Consider the following 19,537-nt stretch of genomic DNA (forward strand, 5'->3'; position numbering starts at 1 on the left):
GAACCAATAGTGTCTGACCCCGTTGATTATGAATTCGTGCATGGCACTTTTATTTAGGGCTATGGGAGCCACCTGGTTAATCGGGCTACGTCTCTACATTCTTTACTTACTCTCGCGCAGTATCCTGAGATACGACCTGTCACCATCCTTGTTCTTCCAGGTTTCTGCGATATGTTCAGTTAATGCTGGTACATCAATTTCGAGGGTCGAGGGCCACATGCATGGGTTGTAGTCATAGACACGAAGCATATGGTCGATGTCAAAAATAGCGGCAGTTCCCTTGGCCCGAATCAGGCACACTGGTTTGTCGAACGCAATCCTCATGCCGAGTTCGAAGAGAACATTTGGATTGTGTTCAGTCAAGTCGACGATGACTAAGTCCGCCGAGTCAAGATCATTGACGATTGTAGATTGGATTACTTCGCTGCCGGCCTTCTTAGCTGTTCGCGCGTTGAAATTGGCTTTCACGGCAGCAGGTGTAATGAGGTGCTTAAGGACCTCATCAAAATAGCCTTTTGGATAGGCTGATGTTTTCTCTGAAAAGGGCATTGCGACAAACGCAACAAGTTTTCCCGCATTTGATGACTCACCAAGAATTATTGAGTTTCCAATAGCCTTTCCCTCAGAAGTCTTGGCTAGAGCAGCAGGAAGTTCTCCCTTCGACTTCAAATAAGCGAGGTTCTTCCGATAGAGGTCGTAGAAGTCGTCTTGGTACTGCTCTTCGACACCGAACTCTGTCTTAAGGGTGTTTTTGAGGTACTGAATATCGGGGAGGTTTTCTCCCTGATAGTAATCAAAGACGTTCTTGAACAAATCGACGTTGCGGAAAGCCTCTTGTATAGCTTCTGACTCTTCTTGTGGGCTCTTTGGGTAGACCAGCCGCCGCCCGAGATCAGATAACTCAATCTTGTCAGTATCACGTGTGCCAATAGTTAACTTGTAGTCTCTTGATCCCGCCGTAAGATAAAAAAAGTTATTGCTCATCCCCATCTCGAGGGTCGATGCTATGTCTTTCGGAGCCCACGGATTACCAGCGTTGAATTGCTTTATGGAATCCGCAATCTTTCGACACTCTTCGATAGAAACATGTGGAAACGTTCGCTTTGCTTTGCTGGAGGACGCAGATTTTGGCTTTTTCGGTTGCTCACTCACGGTTTTCGCGACTGCGGGCTTCGCATCTTGTTTTTTTATTTCTGCTTTCATCGCTGCTCCTGTGAATACATTTGCCTAGACGTTAAGTGTGCATCTTAAAAATGACTGATATTGCCGTCTCGTCTGCTTCGTCGAACTTGCTGGATTAGGTGCGTGGGAAGATTCAGTTGAAGCACTATGGCATTCGCACCGAATAAGTCTATGCCTATGGAATTAAGCGCTATATCTTGTATTTTGGCAAGCGCCACCAGCCCTTTTAGTACGCATTGCGCCGCAGGTTTTGTGTGCGCTACGCGCAGCTGCTTAGATGCCGGGGGCTGCCCGGCAGCAGGTTACTTTATTTTGCTTGCCCAAAATACAAGTAACCAAACAAAAGGGCACCCTGCCGCACCGGCCCTCCGGGCTACCTTCGGTTTGACGGGCAAATTGGGCGGCTGCGCAACTCGCCCTGACAGCTTGCACAAAACGCAAGCTGCTGCGGAGCTCGAACAGTGCTCGCCTTCATCCCAATTTGCCCGTCAAACCGAAGCGGCGCAGAAGGGGTTTTTAGGTTTTGTGGGCGGAGCCCGTGTTTGGGTGCCCTCCCCGCTGGGGAGGGCTGGGTGGGGCGGTTTTGTTGTTCTTTATGGTCCCCTTGGGCCGCCGCCGAGCAGCACAGCCGGGCCGGGGGAAGTCGGCGAGGACTGTCTGAGGCCCAGAGGGCCGAGTTCCGCAGCCGCCCGGTTCGGCGAGCAGCACAGGGAACCCGTAGCGTAGCGAAGGGCGGAGGATAGGGGCGGCTTTCTTTGGTTCCCTTTCTTTAGCCGTTTAAAGAAAGGAACCAGCCCGCCGGGCTGCCCCCGGCACCCAAACATCCGCGCAGAGCGCGTCATATGAGGCAAACCAAAGCCCGGATTAGCTTGCCACCCCAACCGATCCCATTCCAGCAGGGGTGAGCAGCAACCGCTCCCCAATACAATCGCTATCCCCCACCTGATAGTCACTGCAAATCATCGGCCGGCGCTCGTATATCGTGCACAGCATGGTGTCCCTGTCCAGGGCTGCGCACCAGCCGTCGTCAAGACGCGCCATGACCCATCCGCCCCACCGGTCCTGTTCCGTCAATTCGGGCGGAATGTCGTCGTCACCCATCAACATCACCTCTAACCGGCAGCAGCAGGCTTTGCACGAGCTGCACGAGATGATCGGGCCGTCGGCATTGCTTTCTGCAAGCACCTTCAAATTACCCCGCCTTCCTTCAGCTCGCTCTTGAGATAGGCATAATAAACCGGCGCCGCGACCAGCCCCGGCAGGCCGAATGCCGCTTCCATGGCGAGCATGGCGGTCAGCAGCTCCCAGGCGTTGGCCTTGATTTGCGAGCCGACGATTTTGGCGTTGAGGAAGTATTCCAGTTTGTGAATGCTCACCAGGAACAGCAGTGATGACATCGCCATCTGGAAGGAGTGGCCGAGGCTGACGATGACGATGGCGGTATTCGACAGGATGTTGCCGAGGATGGGGATCAGGCCGGCGACGAAGGTGACAATGACCAGGGTGCCGGCGAAAGGGAGTTTGACGCCGACCAGAGGCAGCACGACACCCAGGTAAATCCAGGTGAGGAAGGCGTTGACGGCGGCGATTTTCGCCTGGGCGAAGACGATGTTGCGGAATGCATCGCTGAATTTTACGGCTCGTTCTGCAAGGGCGGAAACAAAGGGTTTGCGGACTTCGATGGCAACCATTTCATAGAGTGAAAGCATGGCGCCGATGATCATGCCGATCAGGACATGGGCGAAGGTATGGCCGGCTTCCTTGCCCATGATTTGCAGTTCGCCGGAGTGCTCGCGCAGCCATCCTGCAATGTAAATTTTCAGTGCGTCCCCATCGTGGGGTAGGGCGCTATAAATCCAATCGGGCAGGGATGAGCGGGATGATTCCAGGATTTCGGCCAGCTTTGCCATGAAGGAGGCTGGCCCGCCACCCTCGGCGCGCAGGAGGGTAAGAATGCCGATGACGCTGGCGACGAGCAGGGTGATCACCAGCCCGGAAACCAGGACGACAGACAGGATCTTGGCATTTTTGCTGGAGAACCTGCCGATCGCAAGACGGGCGGCGATGAGGTGGATCAGGTGGTAAACCAGCAGGCCGACCAGCAGAGCGGGCAGCAGCTTGAGCTTGAGTATCAGGAACAGGGCAAGGGCGGCGAGCAGCCAGGCGGCTTGGCGATGGGTGATGGTCATTGTTTGTGCGTGCGCGACAGGGCTAATGATCGGCTATTATCGCCTGAAACGGCATAACTCGCACGGGGCCGCAGGTCTTTCCCTTGCAAAATGGGGAAATCACCCCATATTAAGCAGCGTCGTTTCAGAAGCATTTGAGATATAATCTTGTTTTTTGGAGGGTAGCATGCCAATTTACGAATATCGTTGTTCTTCTTGCGGTTTTCAGAAGGAATACATACAGAAAATGAGCGATGCGCCGCTCACCGCTTGCCCTGAGTGCAAGCAGGAAACTTTCGCCAAGATGTTGTCCGCCGCCGGCTTCCAGCTCAAGGGTAGCGGCTGGTACCAGACCGATTTCAAGGGTGGCTCCAAGCCCAAGGAAGAAGCCAAGCCTGCCGCGCCCGCCTGTTGCGCCGGCGGAACCTGTACCGGCTAAATGATCAAGCGTTATTTCCTCACCGGGCTGCTGATCTGGGTGCCGCTCGGCATTACCGTATGGGTGGTGAAGCTGCTGATCGGCAGTATGGACCAGAGCCTGCTGCTGCTGCCGTATAGACTTCGGCCGGAAAGCTGGCTGGGCATGTCCTTGCCGGGCTTGGGTACGATCCTGACGATAGGCGTGATCCTGCTTACCGGCATGTTGACCGCGAACATCGTCGGGCAGCGCCTGATCCGGTTCTGGGAAGGCGTGCTGGCGCGCATCCCGGTGGTGAAATCGATCTATTACAGCGTCAAGCAGGTCAGCGATACGCTGTTTTCCGGCAGCGGCGAGGCTTTCCGCAAGGTGCTGCTGGTGCGTTACCCCCACCCCGAGGCGTGGTCGCTGGCATTCCAGACCAATCTGCCGCGGGATGTCGGTTCCAGGCTGGACGGCGAATATGTCGGCGTATTCATCCCGACTACGCCCAGCCCGGTCAACGGGTTTTATTTTTTCGTCAAAAAGAGCGAGACCATCGAAGTCGGAATCAGCGTGGATGATGCGTTGAAGTACATCATCTCGATGGGGGTGGTGACGCCCGCCGAGAAGGATTCGCCCATTCGGGTCTATCCGGGCAATTGAAAAGCGCGTTCCCCGTTTTATTTTCCTTAAGTCAAAATTGGATTGAGCATGCGAACCCATTATTGCGGCGACGTTAACCGTAGCCACTTGCAGCAAACCGTTACCCTGTGCGGCTGGGCGCATCGCCGCCGCGACCATGGCGGGGTGATTTTTATCGACCTGCGCGATCGCGAGGGCCTGGTGCAGGTGGTGTGCGACCCCGACCGCGCGGCGACTTTCGCCACTGCGGAGTCGATCCGCAACGAGTTCGTGCTGAAGATCACCGGCCTGGTGCGCAACCGCCCGGAGGGGACGACCAACCCGAATCTCTCCACCGGCGAGATCGAGGTGCTGGCGCAGGAAATCGAAATCCTCAACGCATCGGCGCCCATCCCTTTCCAGCTGGATGACGAGAACCTGAGCGAAACCGTGCGCCTGACGCACCGTTACCTCGACCTGCGCCGCCCGGCGATGCAGAAGAACATGATGCTGCGCTACCAGGTGTCCAAGACCCTGCGCCACGCCCTCGACGATCAGGGCTTCATCGAGCTGGAAACGCCGATGCTGACCCGCTCCACCCCGGAAGGCGCGCGCGACTACCTGGTGCCGTCCCGCGTCCATCCCGGCCATTTCTATGCGCTGCCGCAGTCGCCGCAGCTGTTCAAGCAGCTCTTGATGGTGTCCGGCTTCGACCGCTACTACCAGATCGTCAAATGCTTCCGCGACGAGGACCTGCGCGCCGACCGCCAGCCCGAATTCACCCAGGTGGATATCGAGACCTCGTTCATGACCGAACAGCAGATCACCGATCTGGTCGAGGAAATGGTGCGCCGTTTGTTCAAGACCGTGCTCAATGTCGATTTGCCCGATTTCCCGCGCATGACCTATGCCGAGGCGATGCGCCGCTACGGCTCGGACAAGCCCGACCTGCGCGTGACGCTGGAGCTGACCGACCTCACCGACGTGATGAAGGACGTCGACTTCAAGGTCTTCAGCACTCCCGCCAACTCGCCTACCGGCCGCGTGGCGGCGTTGCGCGTGCCCAAGGGTGGCGAGATTACCCGCGGCGAGATCGATGCCTACACCCAGTTCGTCGCCATCTACGGCGCCAGGGGCCTGGCTTATATCAAGATCAACGATGTCGCCAAGGGCCGCGAAGGCCTCCAGTCGCCGATCGTCAAGAACCTCTCCGACGCTGCACTCAAGGCGATCATCGAGCGCACCGGCGCAACCGACGGCGACCTGATTTTCTTCGGCGCCGACAAGGCGAAAGTTGTGAACGAAGCGCTCGGCGCGTTGCGCGCCAAGATCGGCCACGAGCGCGGCTTTGCCGAAGGCGCCTGGAAGCCGCTGTGGGTGGTGGACTTCCCGATGTTCGAACGCGACGAGGAAGGCAATCGCTGGCAAGCCCTGCATCACCCCTTTACCGCCCCGGCAGAAGGTCACGAGGATTTGCTGTCCAGCGATCCCGGCAAGGCGCTGTCCAAGGCCTACGATTTCGTGCTCAACGGTTGGGAAGTGGGCGGCGGCTCGATCCGTATCCACCGCCAGGAAATCCAGTCCAAGGTTTTCCAGGCGCTCAACATCAGCGCCGAGGAAGCGCAGGAGAAATTCGGCTTCCTGCTTGAAGCACTGCAATACGGCGCACCGCCCCACGGCGGCCTGGCGCTCGGGCTCGACCGCCTGGTCACGCTGATGGCGGGTGCGGAATCGATCCGCGACGTGATCGCCTTCCCCAAAACCCAGCGCGCTTCCTGCCTGCTTACCCAGGCGCCGAACGCAGTGGACGAGAAGCAGCTGCGCGAGCTGCACATCCGTTTGCGCCAGCAGGTGCAGACCCAGGTGGAAGTGGAGAAGGTTGATTAAACCGCTGCGTCCTCTGCGCTGAAAGCGGTTGGTGAAAACGCATAAAATCCCCATCTCGGTTCTGGTGGTGATCTACACTTCAGATCAGCAGGTCCTATTGCTGGAGCGGGCCGATCATCCCGGCTACTGGCAGTCGGTGACGGGGAGCTGCGATCCGGGCGAGAGCCTGCGCCAGACCGCGGTGCGCGAAGTGCGCGAGGAAACCGGTCTGGATGCCGAGAAGTACGCGCTTACCGACTGGAACCTGCAGTATGAATTTGAGATCTTCGAAGAATGGCGCCACCGCTATGCGCCGGGGGTAACCCGCAACGCCGAGCACGTGTTCGGGCTGGAACTCCCGCTGCCTTTGCCGGTCACTCTGGAGCCCCGGGAGCATTTGAATTACCAGTGGCTGCCTTGCGGCGAGGCGGAGAAGAAAGTTTTTTCCTGGACCAATGCCGCCGTGCTGGAAAAGCTGCCTGAAATGACAAAAAAGCAATTTAGTCACGGATGACCAAAAGTAGGCGCCTCTAGGCGACACGGATTCCCATGGATAAAAGCCCGCAGTGATAATCCGTGTTAATCTGTGTTTATCCGTGGCCGATTTTAGATTTTTTTAAGAAACCCCATGAGCAACCCCATTCCTTTTTCCGAATATCGGAGCCTGTCCGACGAGGCTTGCCAGGCGCGCATTCTGGCCGCCAAGGCCAGCTTGGGCAAGCGCCTGGTGATTCTGGGGCATCATTACCAACGCTCCGACGTGTTCCAGCATGCCGATTTCACCGGCGATTCGCTCAAGCTGTCGCGCCTGGCGGCCAATTCCGCAGCGGACTACATCGTGTTTTGCGGCGTGCATTTCATGGCCGAGGTGGCGGACATCCTGTCGCGCCCGGAGCAAATTTCCATCCTGCCGGATCTGGCAGCGGGCTGTTCGATGGCGGACATGGCGACGCTGGCACGGGTCGAGCGCGCCTGGCGCGAGCTGAAAACGGTGTGTGACCCCGATGCGACCTTCACCCCCGTCACCTACATCAACTCGGCGGCCGACCTGAAAGCCTTCTGCGGCGAGCACGGCGGCATCGTCTGCACCTCCAGCAACGCACCAAAAATTCTGGAATGGTCGTTTGCCCGGCGCGACAAGGTGCTGTTCTTCCCCGACCAGCATCTGGGACGCTGGAGCGGCCACAAGATGGGCATCCCGCTGGAAGACATGGTGCTGTGGGACTGGGACCTGCCGCTGGGCGGGCTCACGCCCGAGCAGGTCAGGAAAGCGAAAATCATCCTGTGGAAAGGGTTGTGCTCGGTGCACCAGATGTTCACGCCGGCCAACATCCAGCGCTTCCGCCAGGAGCACCCCGACGGCCTGGTGATTTCCCACCCGGAATGCAGCTTCGAGGTGTGCGAGCTGTCGGATTACGTCGGCTCCACCGAATACATCATCAATACCATTGCCGCAGCCAAGCCCGGCACGCGTTGGCTGGTGGGCACCGAGCTGAATCTGGTCAGCCGTCTGGCGGAGCAGTTCAAGGCCGAGGGCAAGACCGTCCAGTTCATGTCCTCCACCGTGTGCATGTGCTCGACCATGGCGCGCATCGATCCGCAGCACTTGGCCTGGTGCCTGGAGAACCTGGTTGCCGGCCAGGTGGTGAACCGCATCAAGGTGCCGCCCGAGGAGGCCGAACTGGCCCGGGTGGCGTTACAGCGTATGCTGGATGCTTCTTGAAAAGTGATGAGTCAGGAGTGATGGGTGATGAGAAACCGGAGGAGGTTTTGTTTTTGACGTTACCCATCACCCATCACTCATTACCCCTTACGGATAAAAAATGACACAGGCGATTCGGATCGTCACCTACAACATCCACAAGGGATTTTCCCAGTTCAACCAGCGCATGGTGCTGCACGAGCTGCGCGACCAGTTGCGCGGCATCCATGCCGACCTGGTTTTCTTGCAGGAAGTCGTGGGCGCTCACGATCTTCATGCGGAGAAACACGAGAACTGGCCTGAGGCTTCCCAATACGAGTTTCTCGCCGACTCCATCTGGGAGGATTACGCTTACGGCAAGAATGCGGTCTATCCCGAAGGACATCACGGCAACGCGATTTTGAGCCGCTTTCCGATCGTCAGTACGGAAAATGTCGATGTCTCGGCCCACCGCTTCGAACAGCGCGGCTTGCTGCACGTTGAAGTGAGCATGCCGGGCTGGGATGAAACCCTGCATTGTGTGTGCGTTCACTTCGGACTGTTTTCCAAGGGGCGCCGTGTGCAGCTGTCGGCATTGCGCGACAGGATCGAGAGTCTGGTTCCGCCTCATGCGCCATTGATCATCGCCGGCGATTTTAACGACTGGCGCAGCGAGGCCTGCGACACCCTGGCCCACGAGATGCACCTGAAAGAGGTATTCGGGGCGACCAAGGGCAAGCCCGCCCGCAGTTACCCGGCGGCGCTGCCTATGTTCCGGCTCGACCGCATTTATGTGCGGGGATTGCGCGTGACGACCGCCGAGGTGCACAGCGGCAGGCCGTGGTCGAAAATTTCCGATCATGCCGCTCTGTCCGCCACCGTTCACCGAGCGCGGTCTTAGTGCAATGAACCTAAAAAAAGCATTTGAACCGCAAAGGCGCAAAGAACGCAAAGGAAAAACAATGTGTTACTGGAATCTGCCCAGTCACCCGATAGGAAAATCTCAGAGAGATTTTATGTCCTTGTTTTCTTTGCGCCTTCGCGTCTTTGCGGTTAATGAACTGCGATTATTGGGATGAACCTGATACCGGGCAATCGCCTGACTCTCCTCCAGAACGGCGTAGAATATTTTCCGGCCCTCGAAGCCGCCATCGACCACGCGCGTCGCGAAATATTCCTCGAATCCTATATCTACCAATACGATGAGACCGGCCGGCAGATCAGCGCAGCGCTGAAGCGGGCGGCAAGGCGGGGCGTGACCGTGCACCTGCTGCTCGATGGCTTCGGGGCGAGAACGTTGCCGAAAGCGGTGGTCGGTGAGATGCGTGCGGCAGGGATGCAGGTCATGTTCTACCGGCCCGATGTTTCGCTCCGTCTCAAACGCCACCGGTTGCGCCGCCTGCACCGCAAGATAGCGGTGATCGACACGCGTATTGCCTTCGTCGGCGGCATCAATATCATCGACGACATGGATGCGCCCGGCCAGATCCCGCCTCGCTTCGATTATGCGGTTGCGGTGGAGGGACCGTTGCTGGCTGAAATACACCAATCGGCAAGGCGCCTCTGGGCGCTGATCGGCTGGCTGCAGTTGCGCCGCCACCGCAGTCGCAGCCGGAGGCAGAGCGCGCCGTTGCGGATTGCGCCGCGCGGCAGCATCGCGGCCGCCTTCGTTCGGCGCGACAACATCCGTCATCGGGGAGACATCGAAAACGCCTATCTCGACGCCATCGATTCGGCCACGGATGAGATCATTATCGCCAACGCCTATTTCCTGCCCGGACGCCGCATCAGGCAGGCACTGGTCCAAGCCGCCGCGCGGGGAGTGCGGGTGGTGCTGTTGCTGCAGGGGCGGGTGGAATACTTTCTGCTGCACTACGCCTCGCGTGCCCTGTATGGCATGCTGCTCGGCGCAGGCATCGAAATCTACAGCTATCACAAGAGCTTTCTTCATGCCAAGGTAGCGGTGATCGACGGCCGCTGGGCCACGGTGGGCTCGTCGAATATCGACCCCTTCAGTCTGATGCTGGCGCGGGAAGCCAATGTCGTAGCGCTCGACGCCGACTTCGCGGGAACGCTGCGGGGCAGTTTGCTGCAGGCGATCAGCGAGGGTGCGCAGCAAATCATGGTAGATCACTGGAACCATCAGCCTTATTACCAGCGCTTCCTGGCGTGGGTGAGCTACGGCCTGGTACGCTTCCTGATGGGCATGGCCGGCTATGCGCGCCGTTATGAAGAAGCCTGATCGAACTTATCATTAAACAAAGCATTTGAACCGCAAAGGCGCAAAGAGCGCAAAGTAAAAACAACAACAGTTTGTCAGTGCCTGTCGAATTACTTGCTTTGCGGTCCTCTATGCTTTTCATCTTCTTGTTTTCTTTGCGCCTTCGCGTCTTTGCGGTTGATGAACTGCGGTTTTAAGGTTTATAAAGTAGGGCTGGAAATGCTAATATTCGTGTTTTGCAAAGAATACCGAGGGATTTATGGCCGGTCACAGTAAGTGGGCGAACATCAAGCACAAGAAAGCCGCGACGGATGCCAAGCGCGGCAAGATTTTCACGCGCCTGATCAAGGAAATCACCGTTGCTGCCAAGCTCGGCGGCGGCGACATCAGCTGCAATCCGCGCCTGCGCCTGGCGGTGGACAAGGCGTATGAGAACAACATGCCCAAGGATAACGTCGAGCGCGCCATCAAGCGCGGTACCGGCGATCTTGAAGGGGTGAGCTACGAGGAGCTGCGCTACGAGGGTTACGGCCCGGCTGGCGTGGCGGTGATGGTGGACTGTCTGACCGACAACAAGACCCGTACCGTGGCCGACGTGCGCCATGCCTTTTCCAAGCACGGCGGCAATCTCGGCACCGACGGATCGGTGGCGTTTCTGTTCAAGCATTGCGGGCAGATGCTGTTCGCTCCCGGCACGGACGAGGACAAGCTGATGGACGCGGCGCTGGAAGCCGGCGCCGAGGACGTGGTGACGAACGACGACGGCAGTTTCGAGGTGGTTACCGACCCCTACGAGTTCGCCGCCGTCAAGGAGGCGCTGGTCAAGGCCGGCCTGCAGCCCGAGCTGGGTGAAGTCACCATGAAGCCGGCCAACGAAAACGAGCTCACCGGCGACGACGCGGCAAAAATGCAGAAACTGCTCGACGCCCTGGAGAGCCTTGACGACGTGCAGGAGGTGTATACCACTGCCGTCATGGAGGAGGAATAAGCCATCCGCATCCTCGGCATTGACCCCGGTTTGCGAGTGACGGGTTTTGGGGTAATCGACAAGCTTGGCCAGCAGCTGGTTTACGTTGCCAGCGGCTGCATACGCACCCCGGCGGCGGAATTGCCGCAGCGGCTGAAATCCATTATTGACGGCCTGGGCGAGGTGATTGCCGCTTACAGCCCGGAGCAGGTGGCGGTGGAAAAGGTGTTCGTCAACGTCAACCCCCAATCAACTCTGCTGCTGGGGCAGGCGCGCGGCGCCGCGATCTGCGCCGCAGTTCTGAAGGATTTGCCGGTGGCGGAATACACGGCTCTGCAGGTAAAGCAGGCCGTGGTCGGCAACGGTCATGCGGCCAAAGAACAGGTGCAGGATATGGTCAGGCGCTTGTTGAAGCTCGAGGGTGACCCCCAGGCCGATGCGGCGGACGCACTGGCTTGCGCCATCTGCCACGCCCATGGCGGACAGGGGCTGGGCAAGCTGGCAACCGCCGGTTTCCGGATGAAGAATGGAAGGCTGGTTTAAATTCGTGATGGGTAATGAGTGATGAGTGATGAGAAAGGTATGGAATCTGGTTTTTACCCATCACCCATTACTCATGACCATTTTAAAACAGGTAGAACTGAATGATAGGCAGAATCGCAGGTATCCTGCTCGAAAAGCACCCCCCTCTGGTGCTGGTGGACGTGGGCGGCGTCGGTTACGAAATCGACGTGCCGATGAGCACCTTCTACAATCTTCCTGCCCTTGGCGAAAAAGTTGCGCTGCACACCCAACTGATCGTGCGCGAGGATGCCCATCAGCTCTATGGCTTCTCCACCCACGACGAACGCGCTGCTTTCAGGCAGCTGCTTAAAATCAGCGGGGTCGGACCGAAGTTGGCGCTGACTATCCTGAGCGGCATGTCCGTCGCGGAATTGTCCCATGTCGTCGCCGCCCAGGAAGTGGGGCGGCTGACCAAGATTCCGGGTATCGGCAAGAAAACCGCCGAGCGCCTGCTGCTGGAGCTGCGCGACAAACTGCCGGGTGCTGCGGCGGCCTTGCTGTCCTCCGGGACTGAACCCGGCCCGGCCATTCGCAATGACGTTTTGGATGCGTTGCTGGCGCTGGGTTATAATGAGCGTGAAGCGAGTTGGGCAGTGAAGCAACTGCCTGCCAACCTGGACGTGTCCGACAGCATCCGTCAGGCTCTCAAATTCCTATCCAAGGCATGATTCTGAAAAAACAGTCGAACCGCAAAGGCGCGAAGGCGCCAAGGAAAATCGTGGGTCTTTCGCTCTTTGGCAATCACCTTCTAGGTGAGTGCTCAAGTGGGTATAGATTGGCGTTTTCTTTGCGTCTTCGCGCCTTTGCGGTTAATGAATTGCAGCTCCCAAGATGATCGAAACCGACGACCTCAAGGCCGGCAGCCGCATTATTTCCGCTGCGCCGATTTCTTCCCAGGAAGAAGCGGTCGAGCGTGCCTTGCGCCCCAAGCTGCTGGAAGAATATGTCGGCCAGGAGAAGGCGCGCGAGCAGCTGGAAATTTTCATCCAGGCGGCGCGCGGTCGCAGCGAATCGCTCGACCACGTGCTGCTGTTCGGTCCGCCGGGGCTGGGCAAGACCACCCTGGCGCACATCATCGCCCGAGAGATGGGCGTCAACCTGCGCCAGACCAGCGGCCCGGTGCTGGAGCGGCCCGGCGATCTGGCCGCGCTGCTGACCAATCTCGAACCCAACGACGTCCTGTTCATCGACGAAATTCACCGTCTTTCCCCGGTGGTGGAGGAAATCCTCTACCCGGCACTGGAAGATTTCCAGCTCGATATCATGATCGGCGAGGGGCCGGCGGCACGGTCGGTTAAGCTGGATTTGCCGCCCTTCACGTTGGTCGGCGCCACTACTCGAGCCGGCATGTTGACCAACCCGTTGCGCGACCGTTTCGGCATTGTGGCGCGGCTGGAATTTTATACCCACGGCGAGCTGAAGCAGATCGTGGCCCGTTCTGCCCGGTTGATGAACGTCGAACTTTCCGAAGACGGTGCGGTGGAAGTCGCGAAGCGCTCGCGCGGCACGCCCAGAATTGCAAACAGGCTATTGCGCCGGGTGCGCGATTTCGCCGAGGTCAAGGCGGACGGCAAGGTGACGCGGGAGGTGGCGGATGCCGCGCTTTTCATGCTCGACGTGGACCAGGCCGGCCTCGACATGATGGACCGCAAGCTGCTGCAGGCCGTGCTGGAGAAGTTCGGCGGCGGCCCGGTCGGGGTGGAAAACCTGGCGGCGGCCATCGGCGAGGAGCGCGATACCATCGAGGATGTGCTCGAGCCCTACCTGATCCAGCAGGGCTATTTGATGCGCACGCCGCGCGGCCGGGTGGCAACGCAGACCGCCTATCTGCATTTCGGGCTGGCGCTGCCGTCGAAGAACCCGAGCGGCGAGCTGTGGGAGCAATGATGTTCCGCTGGCCGGTGCGCGTCTATTACGAGGACACCGATTCCGGCGGTGTGGTGTATTACGCCAATTACCTCAAGTTCATGGAGCGCGCTCGCACCGAATGGCTGCGGGCCAAGGGTTTTGAGCAGCCGGAGTTGCTGCGTGACCATTCTGTAATTTTCGTGGTGCGCGCAGTGCAGATAGAATACCTGCGCCCCGCGATATTTAACGACCTGCTGACGGTGACGGTGCGTTTTCATGAGGCAGGCCGCAGCTGGATCGAGCTCGATCAGACGGCGGAGCATCCGGAAAACGGCGTGCTGGTGAAGGCGCGCATCAAGGTGGTCTGCGTCAATGGGCAAACATTCAAGCCGGTGCAAATTCCCGCCCCGGTCAGAGAAAGAGTTGAATCTAGAAAAAGCTTTTAACCACGAATTTACACGAATGAAACACGAATATTCACTAATAATTATCAGATTAACATGGCTCAGCTTGGCTGATTCACCTGTTTGGCGGCGCGATGTTTGACTCTAGCTATTCGTGTTTATTCGTGAACATTCGTGTCATTCGTGGTTAATCGCCGTTTTAGGATTGAAAGGATACCGTGAACGTTACGCAAGACCTGTCTTTTTTGAGCCTGATCACCAACGCCAGCATCGTGGTGCAGCTGGTTCTGTTGATCCTGCTGCTGGCTTCGGGCTTGTCCTGGTATTTCATTTTCGGCAAGATGTTCGCCATTCGCGCAGCAATCCACGAGGCAGATGGTTTCGAGAGCGCTTTCTGGAGCGGGGTGGATATCAACAACCTGTACCAGCGCACCAATTCCGGCAGGACGCCGGTGGTGGGCATGGAGAAAATCTTCGAGGCGGGCTACAGGGAATTTCTCAAGCTCAAGCGCCAGGGGCGGATGGACATCGGTGTCGTCATGGACGGTACGCGTCGCGCCATGCGCGCGGCCTGCCAGCGCGAGCTGGATGCGCTGGAACGACACCTCGCCTTCCTCGCCTCGGTCGGTTCGGTGAGCCCTTATGTCGGGCTGTTCGGCACGGTGTGGGGCATCATGAATGCCTTCCGCGGCCTCTCCAACGTAGTGCAGGCGACCCTGGCGCACGTCGCGCCGGGTATCGCCGAGGCGCTGATCGCCACCGCGATGGGCCTGTTCGCGGCGATTCCGGCGGTGCTCGCCTATAACAGCTATTCCCATGACGTGGATCGGCTGGCGACCCGCTACGACAGTTTCATGGAGGAATTCTCCAACATCCTGCAAAGGCAGCCCAACCCTTGAGGAACCGTCGCCCCCGCCGTTTCATGAACCAGATCAACGTCGTGCCTTACATCGACGTGATGCTGGTGCTGCTGATCATTTTCATGGTCACGGCGCCTCTGATCAATCCGGGGCAGATCGAACTGCCCTCGGTCGGACAGTCGCTCAAGCCTCCGGTGGCGCCGCTGGAAGTGGAAATTCGCAAGGACAACAGCCTGCACCTGCGCGACCTGGAAAAATCGAATACGGCGCGTAAAGTCAGCCGGGAAGAGCTGGTCGACGCGGTCAAGGCGCAGCAAGAGCGCAATCCCGAACAGGCGGTGGTGATCTCGGCGGATAAAAGCGTGCGTTACGAGGAAGTGCTGAAGGTGATGGACGTGCTGCAGAGCAATCAGGTGAAAAAAGTCGGGCTCCTGGCCAAGCCCAAGGCGGGATAATGCCGCCAGCCGAACGGAAGGAGCCGGGCAGGAAATGGGCGCTTGTGCTGGCTGTCCTGGTGCATCTGATATTTGCCGCCGTGCTGGTGTTCGGCGTCGACTGGCAGACGAAGGAAGCCGCGCCGGTAATGGCGGAGCTGTGGAACAGCCTGCCGGCACCCGAGCCAAAGCCGGTGTCCAAGCCCGAACCGGAACCTGCGCCACGACCGGAGCCTAAGCCGCAACCCAAGCCCGTCCCCAAACCGGAACCCAAGCTGGAGCAACCCAAGCCGGTCAAGGCCGACATCGAGCTCAAGGACAAGGAAAAAGAGAAGGAAAAAAAGCGCAAGGAAGAAGCGCTGAAAAAGGCTGAAGCAGAGAAAAAAGCTGAAGCAGAGAAAAAGCTGAAAGAGCGGGTATTGAAGGAACAGCATGCCATGCTGGAAGCCGAACAGGAGGCACTGAACAAGCAGCGGGTAGCCGCAGAGGCCGCGCGCCAGCAGGTGGCCGCCCAGACAGCAGCCCAGCGCCTGATGAACGACGCGATTAGCCGGATCAGCAGCCACATCCGGCGTTTCATTATCATGCCGCCGGACGTGGCGGGGAACCCGCAGGCCGAGTTCGAGGTCTCTTTGATACCGACGGGCGAGGTGCTGAACGTGAAGCTGTCGCGCAGCAGCGGCAACCCGGCATACGATAACGCGGTGGAGCGAGCCATACGCAAGGCTTCGCCGTTGCCTCTGCCTAACGACCCTTCGCTGGTCGGGCGGTTCAGGGAGTTGAAGCTGAAATTTCGACCGAATGAATAAATTCGGAAAAACGATTAACCACGAATGACACGAATGAAACGCGAATGTTCACTAATAATCAATGAATTAACCATGCTTGGTCATTTCGTCAGTTTGGTGAGGCGAAATTATGTTCCAACTATTCGTGTTCATTCGTGTTTATTCGTGTCATTCGTGGTTGATTGCCGTTTTTAGGATAAATGGAGTACCTGGAAAAAATGAAATTTCTGAACAAGTTGGCGGCAGCACTTATTTTACTGGCGGGTTTCCCGATTTCAGCGGCGTATGCGGCGCTTACCATCGAAATCGTCGGCAGCGGCGCCAACCAGATACCGATTTCAGTCGTTCCTTTTGCCGGCGAGAACGCCCTGCCGCCGGGCATTACCGCTGTAGTTGCGGCGGATCTGCAGCGCAGCGGCCTGTTCAAGATCGTCGACCCCGCCGGGGTGAAGCCCGAGCCGCACGATCCGGCCGAGGTGAATTACCCGGACTGGCGCGCGCGCGGTGCTGACGCATTGGCGATCGGCAGCGTGTTGCCGCGACCCGACGGCAAGCTGGAGGTGCGCTTTCACTTGCTCGATGCGGTGAAACAGGTACAGCTCGACGCTTACAGCTATGTGATCGATCGCACCCTGGCGCGCGCCACGGCGCACAAGATCGCCGATCAGATTTACGAGAAACTCACCGGCGATGTCGGCGTGTTCAGCACCCGTATTGCCTACATCGTCAAGAGCGGCTTGCGCTACGAGTTGCAGGTGGCCGATGCGGACGGCTACGGCGCTCAGACCGTGCTGGCTTCCAAAGAGCCGATCATTTCCCCGTCCTGGTCGCCGGACGGCACCAAGCTGGCTTATGTTTCGTTCGAGCGGAAAAAGCCGATCATTTACGTTCAATCGCTGGTCAGCGGCCAGCGCCAGGTGCTGGCCCAGTTCAAGGGCAACAACAGCGCGCCGGCCTGGTCGCCGGACGGCAAGCAGTTGGCCATTGTGCTGACCAAGGATGGCAGTTCGCAGATTTATCTGATCAACGCCGACGGTAGCGGTGTGAAACGCCTGGGCTACAGCTCAGGCATCGATACCGAGCCGTCCTTTTCGCCGGACGGCGCCGCGATCATATTCACTTCGGACCGGGGCGGCAGCCCGCAGATCTACCGTATGACTGTTAGCGGCAGCGGCGTGCAGCGCCTGACTTTCGAGGGCAATTACAACGTTTCCCCTCGCTTCAGCCCGGACGGCAAGAGCTTCACCTTTGTCCAGCGCGTCAACGGTTCTTCCTTTCATGTCGCCCTGCAGGATCTGGCGTCGGGCCAGATGCAGGTGCTGACCGATACGCGCATGGATGAAGCACCCAGTTTCGCACCCAATGGCAAAATGTTACTATATGCCACTGAAATTGGGGGGCGGGGAGTCCTGGCTGCGATTTCGAGCGATGGGCGTGTGAAGCAGCGGCTGTCCACCCAGGCCGGAGACGTGCGCGAGCCCGAGTGGGGGCCGCTGTTGAAGTGACGGATCGGTAAGTTTCTCAAGTAAGTTCAATTTAATCGGGAGTCGAAAAGATGAAAAAAGTATTGTTCAGCGCTTTGTTGGTTAGCTTGTTGGCAGCTTGTGCCGGCCAGGATGTGAAGGACCAGCCCAAGGCGGCGGTCGAGGATAGAACGGCGACTCAGGCTGGCGCGGATGCCAAGTCTGCCGGTCAGCAGTCGGTGACGGCCAATCCCCTGAAAGATCCCAGCAACATCCTTTCCAAGCGCAGCGTTTATTATGACTTGGACAAGTCGGACGTAAAGGCTGAGTACAAGCCGATGGTTGACGCTCACTCCAAGTACCTGACCAGCCACAAGGATGCCAAGGTGGCGGTGCAGGGCAACACCGACGAGCGCGGCAGCCGCGAGTACAACATCGCCTTGGGCAACCGTCGTGCCGACAGCGTGAAGAACATGATGAACGCGTACGGCGTGTCTAACAGCCAGATCGAGACTGTCAGCTTCGGCGAGGAAAAGCCCCGCGCTACTTGTCAGGAAGAATCCTGCTGGAAGGAAAACCGTCGCTCCGATATCGTTTACCAGGGCGAGTAATCCATGAGGCGGCTCGCGCTTTTCCTGACCTTGTCTTTGGGGTGGGCCTCTTTGAGTACCGCTGGCCTGTTTTCGGACGACGAAGCCCACCAGAAAATTACAGTGCTGCAGCAGCAAATTCAAGGAATGGAGGAGCGCGTCGTGCAAATGGAAAACACGGCGCGCTCTCAAGGGGTCGGGATGCTATCCCAACTGGACGCGCTTAAGGCCGAATTGGCCACATTGCGCGGACAGATCGAGGTGCATGCCCACGACATTGAAACCACGCAAAAGCGGCAGCGCGATCTTTATGTCGATCTCGACAGCCGCCTGCGCAAGCTGGAGAATGTCGGCGGGGTTGCTGCGGATACGCCGGGCCAGGCGGATTCCGGCAAGCCGGCTTCCTCCGATCAGACCCCGGTTGGCGCGGTCGTCACCGACGAACCCAAAGCGTATGACGCCGCCTTGGGCTTATTCAAGGCGGGCAATTATCAAGGCGCCATCGACGGCTTTCAGAGCTTCGTCAGTGCCCATCCCAACAGTCAGCTTGCCCCCAGTGCCTACTACTGGATCGGCAACTCCTACTTTAATTTGCGCGATTACAAGAATGCGATCACCAATCAACAGAAACTGGTAAGCCAGTATCCAAGCAGTCCCAAGGTGCCGGATGCTCTGCTGAATATCGCCAGTTGCCAGCAGGGCTTGGGGGATGCGGCTGCGGCGAGGAAAACGCTGGGAAACATCGTGGCGAAATATCCGCTCAGCAATGCCGCGGAACTGGCGAAGAAGCGTCTTGCCAGTACCAAATAGCGCAGTACCGCAGCTTAGTCTGCGGATCAATGAGATCTTCTATTCTCTTCAAGGCGAAACCAGCCGCGTCGGATTGCCTACGGTATTCATCCGCCTGACCGGTTGTCCGTTGCGTTGTACCTACTGCGATACCTCTTACGCTTTTCAGGAAGGGGAAACCCTGACGTTGCCGGAAATACTCGACAAGGCGGCGCAATTTCACACCCGCTATGTCACCGTGACCGGTGGCGAACCGCTGGCCCAGAAGAATTGCCTGCCGCTGTTGCAGCAGCTTTGCGATGCGGGCTATTCGGTGTCGCTGGAAACCGGCGGGGCGATGGATATTTCCAAAGTTGATCCGCGTGTTTCCAGGATATTAGACATTAAAACGCCAGGTTCGGGCGAGGCCGGGAAAAACCGCTGGAAAAATCTGGAATTGCTGACATCGCAGGACGAAGTGAAATTCGTGCTGTGCGGCGAAGAAGATTACCTGTGGGCGAAACAGGTGCTGAGCGAGAAGCGTGTCGCCGACCGCTGCCCGGTGCTGCTTTCAGCCTCTCAAGGCCAGCTTGAGCCAACCAGGCTGGCGGAATGGATGCTGCGCGACAACCTGCCGGTGCGGCTGCAAATCCAGTTGCATAAGCTGCTGTGGGGCGAGGGGCGCGGGAAATGAGTCCTGAAATGTTGGTTG

Annotated in this window: 22 protein-coding genes; 19 read left to right on the top strand and 3 right to left on the bottom strand. The window is 58.3% G+C overall.

Going from position 1 to position 19,537, the window contains the following annotated elements:
* Positions 1–102 precede the first annotated feature (102 nt).
* The 3 genes from VMV64_RS15010 to VMV64_RS15020 form a co-directional block, all read right to left on the bottom strand.
* Positions 103–1,203 (bottom strand): hypothetical protein, encoded by a 1,101-nt coding sequence (locus VMV64_RS15010; RefSeq protein WP_325331771.1) that lies wholly within the window; start codon positions 1,201–1,203, stop codon positions 103–105.
* An 843-nt stretch (positions 1,204–2,046) separates the two neighbouring features.
* Positions 2,047–2,367 (bottom strand): YkgJ family cysteine cluster protein, encoded by a 321-nt coding sequence (locus VMV64_RS15015; RefSeq protein WP_325331814.1) that lies wholly within the window; start codon positions 2,365–2,367, stop codon positions 2,047–2,049.
* 2 nt (positions 2,368–2,369) lie between these two features.
* Positions 2,370–3,371: a hypothetical protein gene (locus tag VMV64_RS15020; RefSeq protein ID WP_325331772.1), complete on the bottom strand. Its 1,002-nt coding sequence runs from the start codon at positions 3,369–3,371 to the stop codon at positions 2,370–2,372.
* 166 nt (positions 3,372–3,537) lie between these two features.
* Here VMV64_RS15020 and VMV64_RS15025 point away from each other — a divergent pair, with 166 nt between their 5' ends.
* The 19 genes from VMV64_RS15025 (at position 3,538) to queE (ending at position 19,519) form a co-directional block, all read left to right on the top strand.
* A complete protein-coding gene (locus VMV64_RS15025; RefSeq protein WP_325331774.1) occupies positions 3,538–3,789 on the top strand; it encodes a zinc ribbon domain-containing protein in 252 nt (83 codons plus the stop codon).
* 3 nt (positions 3,790–3,792) lie between these two features.
* On the top strand, positions 3,793–4,413 hold the full coding sequence (locus tag VMV64_RS15030; RefSeq protein ID WP_325331816.1) for a DUF502 domain-containing protein: 621 nt from the start codon (positions 3,793–3,795) through the stop codon (positions 4,411–4,413).
* A gap of 48 nt (positions 4,414–4,461) precedes the next feature.
* The gene (gene aspS / locus VMV64_RS15035) at positions 4,462–6,258 is read left to right on the top strand and encodes an aspartate--tRNA ligase (protein ID WP_325331776.1); all 1,797 of its coding nucleotides are present in this window, start codon (positions 4,462–4,464) and stop codon (positions 6,256–6,258) included.
* 31 nt (positions 6,259–6,289) lie between these two features.
* Complete coding sequence (gene nudB / locus VMV64_RS15040; protein WP_325331778.1) at positions 6,290–6,751, top strand: dihydroneopterin triphosphate diphosphatase; 462 nt, start codon at positions 6,290–6,292, stop codon at positions 6,749–6,751.
* Between the two features lie 114 nt (positions 6,752–6,865).
* Positions 6,866–7,960, top strand: a complete 1,095-nt coding sequence (gene nadA, locus VMV64_RS15045) for a quinolinate synthase NadA (protein WP_325331779.1) — start codon at positions 6,866–6,868, stop codon at positions 7,958–7,960.
* A gap of 100 nt (positions 7,961–8,060) precedes the next feature.
* The gene (locus VMV64_RS15050; RefSeq protein ID WP_325331781.1) at positions 8,061–8,819 is read left to right on the top strand and encodes an endonuclease/exonuclease/phosphatase family protein; all 759 of its coding nucleotides are present in this window, start codon (positions 8,061–8,063) and stop codon (positions 8,817–8,819) included.
* 174 nt (positions 8,820–8,993) lie between these two features.
* Positions 8,994–10,160, top strand: coding sequence for a cardiolipin synthase ClsB (gene clsB, locus VMV64_RS15055; protein ID WP_325331783.1), 1,167 nt, complete (start codon positions 8,994–8,996; stop codon positions 10,158–10,160).
* A 238-nt stretch (positions 10,161–10,398) separates the two neighbouring features.
* A complete protein-coding gene (locus VMV64_RS15060) occupies positions 10,399–11,127 on the top strand; it encodes a YebC/PmpR family DNA-binding transcriptional regulator (protein WP_325331785.1) in 729 nt (242 codons plus the stop codon).
* A 3-nt stretch (positions 11,128–11,130) separates the two neighbouring features.
* Complete coding sequence (gene ruvC / locus VMV64_RS15065) at positions 11,131–11,649, top strand: crossover junction endodeoxyribonuclease RuvC (RefSeq protein WP_325331818.1); 519 nt, start codon at positions 11,131–11,133, stop codon at positions 11,647–11,649.
* Positions 11,650–11,750: 101 nt separating this feature from the next.
* A complete protein-coding gene (gene ruvA, locus VMV64_RS15070; protein WP_325331787.1) occupies positions 11,751–12,338 on the top strand; it encodes a Holliday junction branch migration protein RuvA in 588 nt (195 codons plus the stop codon).
* Positions 12,339–12,501: 163 nt separating this feature from the next.
* Positions 12,502–13,557 carry a Holliday junction branch migration DNA helicase RuvB gene (gene ruvB, locus VMV64_RS15075; protein ID WP_325331789.1) on the top strand — a complete coding sequence of 352 codons (1,056 nt, stop codon included), beginning with the start codon at positions 12,502–12,504 and terminating at the stop codon, positions 13,555–13,557.
* Positions 13,554–13,964, top strand: a complete 411-nt coding sequence (ybgC, locus tag VMV64_RS15080) for a tol-pal system-associated acyl-CoA thioesterase (protein ID WP_325331791.1) — start codon at positions 13,554–13,556, stop codon at positions 13,962–13,964. Before ruvB ends, ybgC begins: the two co-directional genes overlap by 4 nt.
* 176 nt (positions 13,965–14,140) lie before the next feature.
* A complete protein-coding gene (gene tolQ, locus VMV64_RS15085; protein WP_325331793.1) occupies positions 14,141–14,821 on the top strand; it encodes a protein TolQ in 681 nt (226 codons plus the stop codon).
* Positions 14,822–14,844: 23 nt separating this feature from the next.
* Positions 14,845–15,237, top strand: coding sequence for a protein TolR (tolR, locus tag VMV64_RS15090; protein ID WP_325331795.1), 393 nt, complete (start codon positions 14,845–14,847; stop codon positions 15,235–15,237).
* Positions 15,237–16,025, top strand: a complete 789-nt coding sequence (gene tolA, locus VMV64_RS15095; protein ID WP_325331797.1) for a cell envelope integrity protein TolA — start codon at positions 15,237–15,239, stop codon at positions 16,023–16,025. Before tolR ends, tolA begins: the two co-directional genes overlap by 1 nt.
* A gap of 197 nt (positions 16,026–16,222) precedes the next feature.
* Positions 16,223–17,509 (top strand): Tol-Pal system beta propeller repeat protein TolB, encoded by a 1,287-nt coding sequence (gene tolB / locus VMV64_RS15100; RefSeq protein WP_325331799.1) that lies wholly within the window; start codon positions 16,223–16,225, stop codon positions 17,507–17,509.
* Between the two features lie 50 nt (positions 17,510–17,559).
* Positions 17,560–18,078, top strand: a complete 519-nt coding sequence (gene pal / locus VMV64_RS15105) for a peptidoglycan-associated lipoprotein Pal (protein WP_325331801.1) — start codon at positions 17,560–17,562, stop codon at positions 18,076–18,078.
* A 51-nt stretch (positions 18,079–18,129) separates the two neighbouring features.
* Positions 18,130–18,867, top strand: a complete 738-nt coding sequence (ybgF, locus tag VMV64_RS15110; protein ID WP_325331802.1) for a tol-pal system protein YbgF — start codon at positions 18,130–18,132, stop codon at positions 18,865–18,867.
* Complete coding sequence (gene queE / locus VMV64_RS15115; protein ID WP_325331804.1) at positions 18,824–19,519, top strand: 7-carboxy-7-deazaguanine synthase QueE; 696 nt, start codon at positions 18,824–18,826, stop codon at positions 19,517–19,519. Before ybgF ends, queE begins: the two co-directional genes overlap by 44 nt.
* Positions 19,520–19,537 lie beyond the last annotated feature (18 nt).

This window comes from Sulfuricella sp. (assembly GCF_035531155.1).
Classification (GTDB): Bacteria; Pseudomonadota; Gammaproteobacteria; order Burkholderiales; family Sulfuricellaceae; genus Sulfuricella.

Coding starts and splice junctions, on each gene's coding strand:
- VMV64_RS15010 (WP_325331771.1), bottom strand. CDS start 1,203: ATGAAAGCAGAAATAAAAAAACAAGATGCGAAGCCCGCAGTCGCGAAA.
- VMV64_RS15020 (WP_325331772.1), bottom strand. CDS start 3,371: ATGACCATCACCCATCGCCAAGCCGCCTGGCTGCTCGCCGCCCTTGCC.
- VMV64_RS15025 (WP_325331774.1), top strand. CDS start 3,538: ATGCCAATTTACGAATATCGTTGTTCTTCTTGCGGTTTTCAGAAGGAA.
- aspS (WP_325331776.1), top strand. CDS start 4,462: ATGCGAACCCATTATTGCGGCGACGTTAACCGTAGCCACTTGCAGCAA.
- nadA (WP_325331779.1), top strand. CDS start 6,866: ATGAGCAACCCCATTCCTTTTTCCGAATATCGGAGCCTGTCCGACGAG.
- VMV64_RS15050 (WP_325331781.1), top strand. CDS start 8,061: ATGACACAGGCGATTCGGATCGTCACCTACAACATCCACAAGGGATTT.
- clsB (WP_325331783.1), top strand. CDS start 8,994: ATGAACCTGATACCGGGCAATCGCCTGACTCTCCTCCAGAACGGCGTA.
- VMV64_RS15060 (WP_325331785.1), top strand. CDS start 10,399: ATGGCCGGTCACAGTAAGTGGGCGAACATCAAGCACAAGAAAGCCGCG.
- ruvA (WP_325331787.1), top strand. CDS start 11,751: ATGATAGGCAGAATCGCAGGTATCCTGCTCGAAAAGCACCCCCCTCTG.
- ruvB (WP_325331789.1), top strand. CDS start 12,502: ATGATCGAAACCGACGACCTCAAGGCCGGCAGCCGCATTATTTCCGCT.
- ybgC (WP_325331791.1), top strand. CDS start 13,554: ATGATGTTCCGCTGGCCGGTGCGCGTCTATTACGAGGACACCGATTCC.
- tolR (WP_325331795.1), top strand. CDS start 14,845: ATGAACCAGATCAACGTCGTGCCTTACATCGACGTGATGCTGGTGCTG.
- tolA (WP_325331797.1), top strand. CDS start 15,237: ATGCCGCCAGCCGAACGGAAGGAGCCGGGCAGGAAATGGGCGCTTGTG.
- tolB (WP_325331799.1), top strand. CDS start 16,223: ATGAAATTTCTGAACAAGTTGGCGGCAGCACTTATTTTACTGGCGGGT.
- pal (WP_325331801.1), top strand. CDS start 17,560: ATGAAAAAAGTATTGTTCAGCGCTTTGTTGGTTAGCTTGTTGGCAGCT.
- queE (WP_325331804.1), top strand. CDS start 18,824: ATGCCGCGGAACTGGCGAAGAAGCGTCTTGCCAGTACCAAATAGCGCA.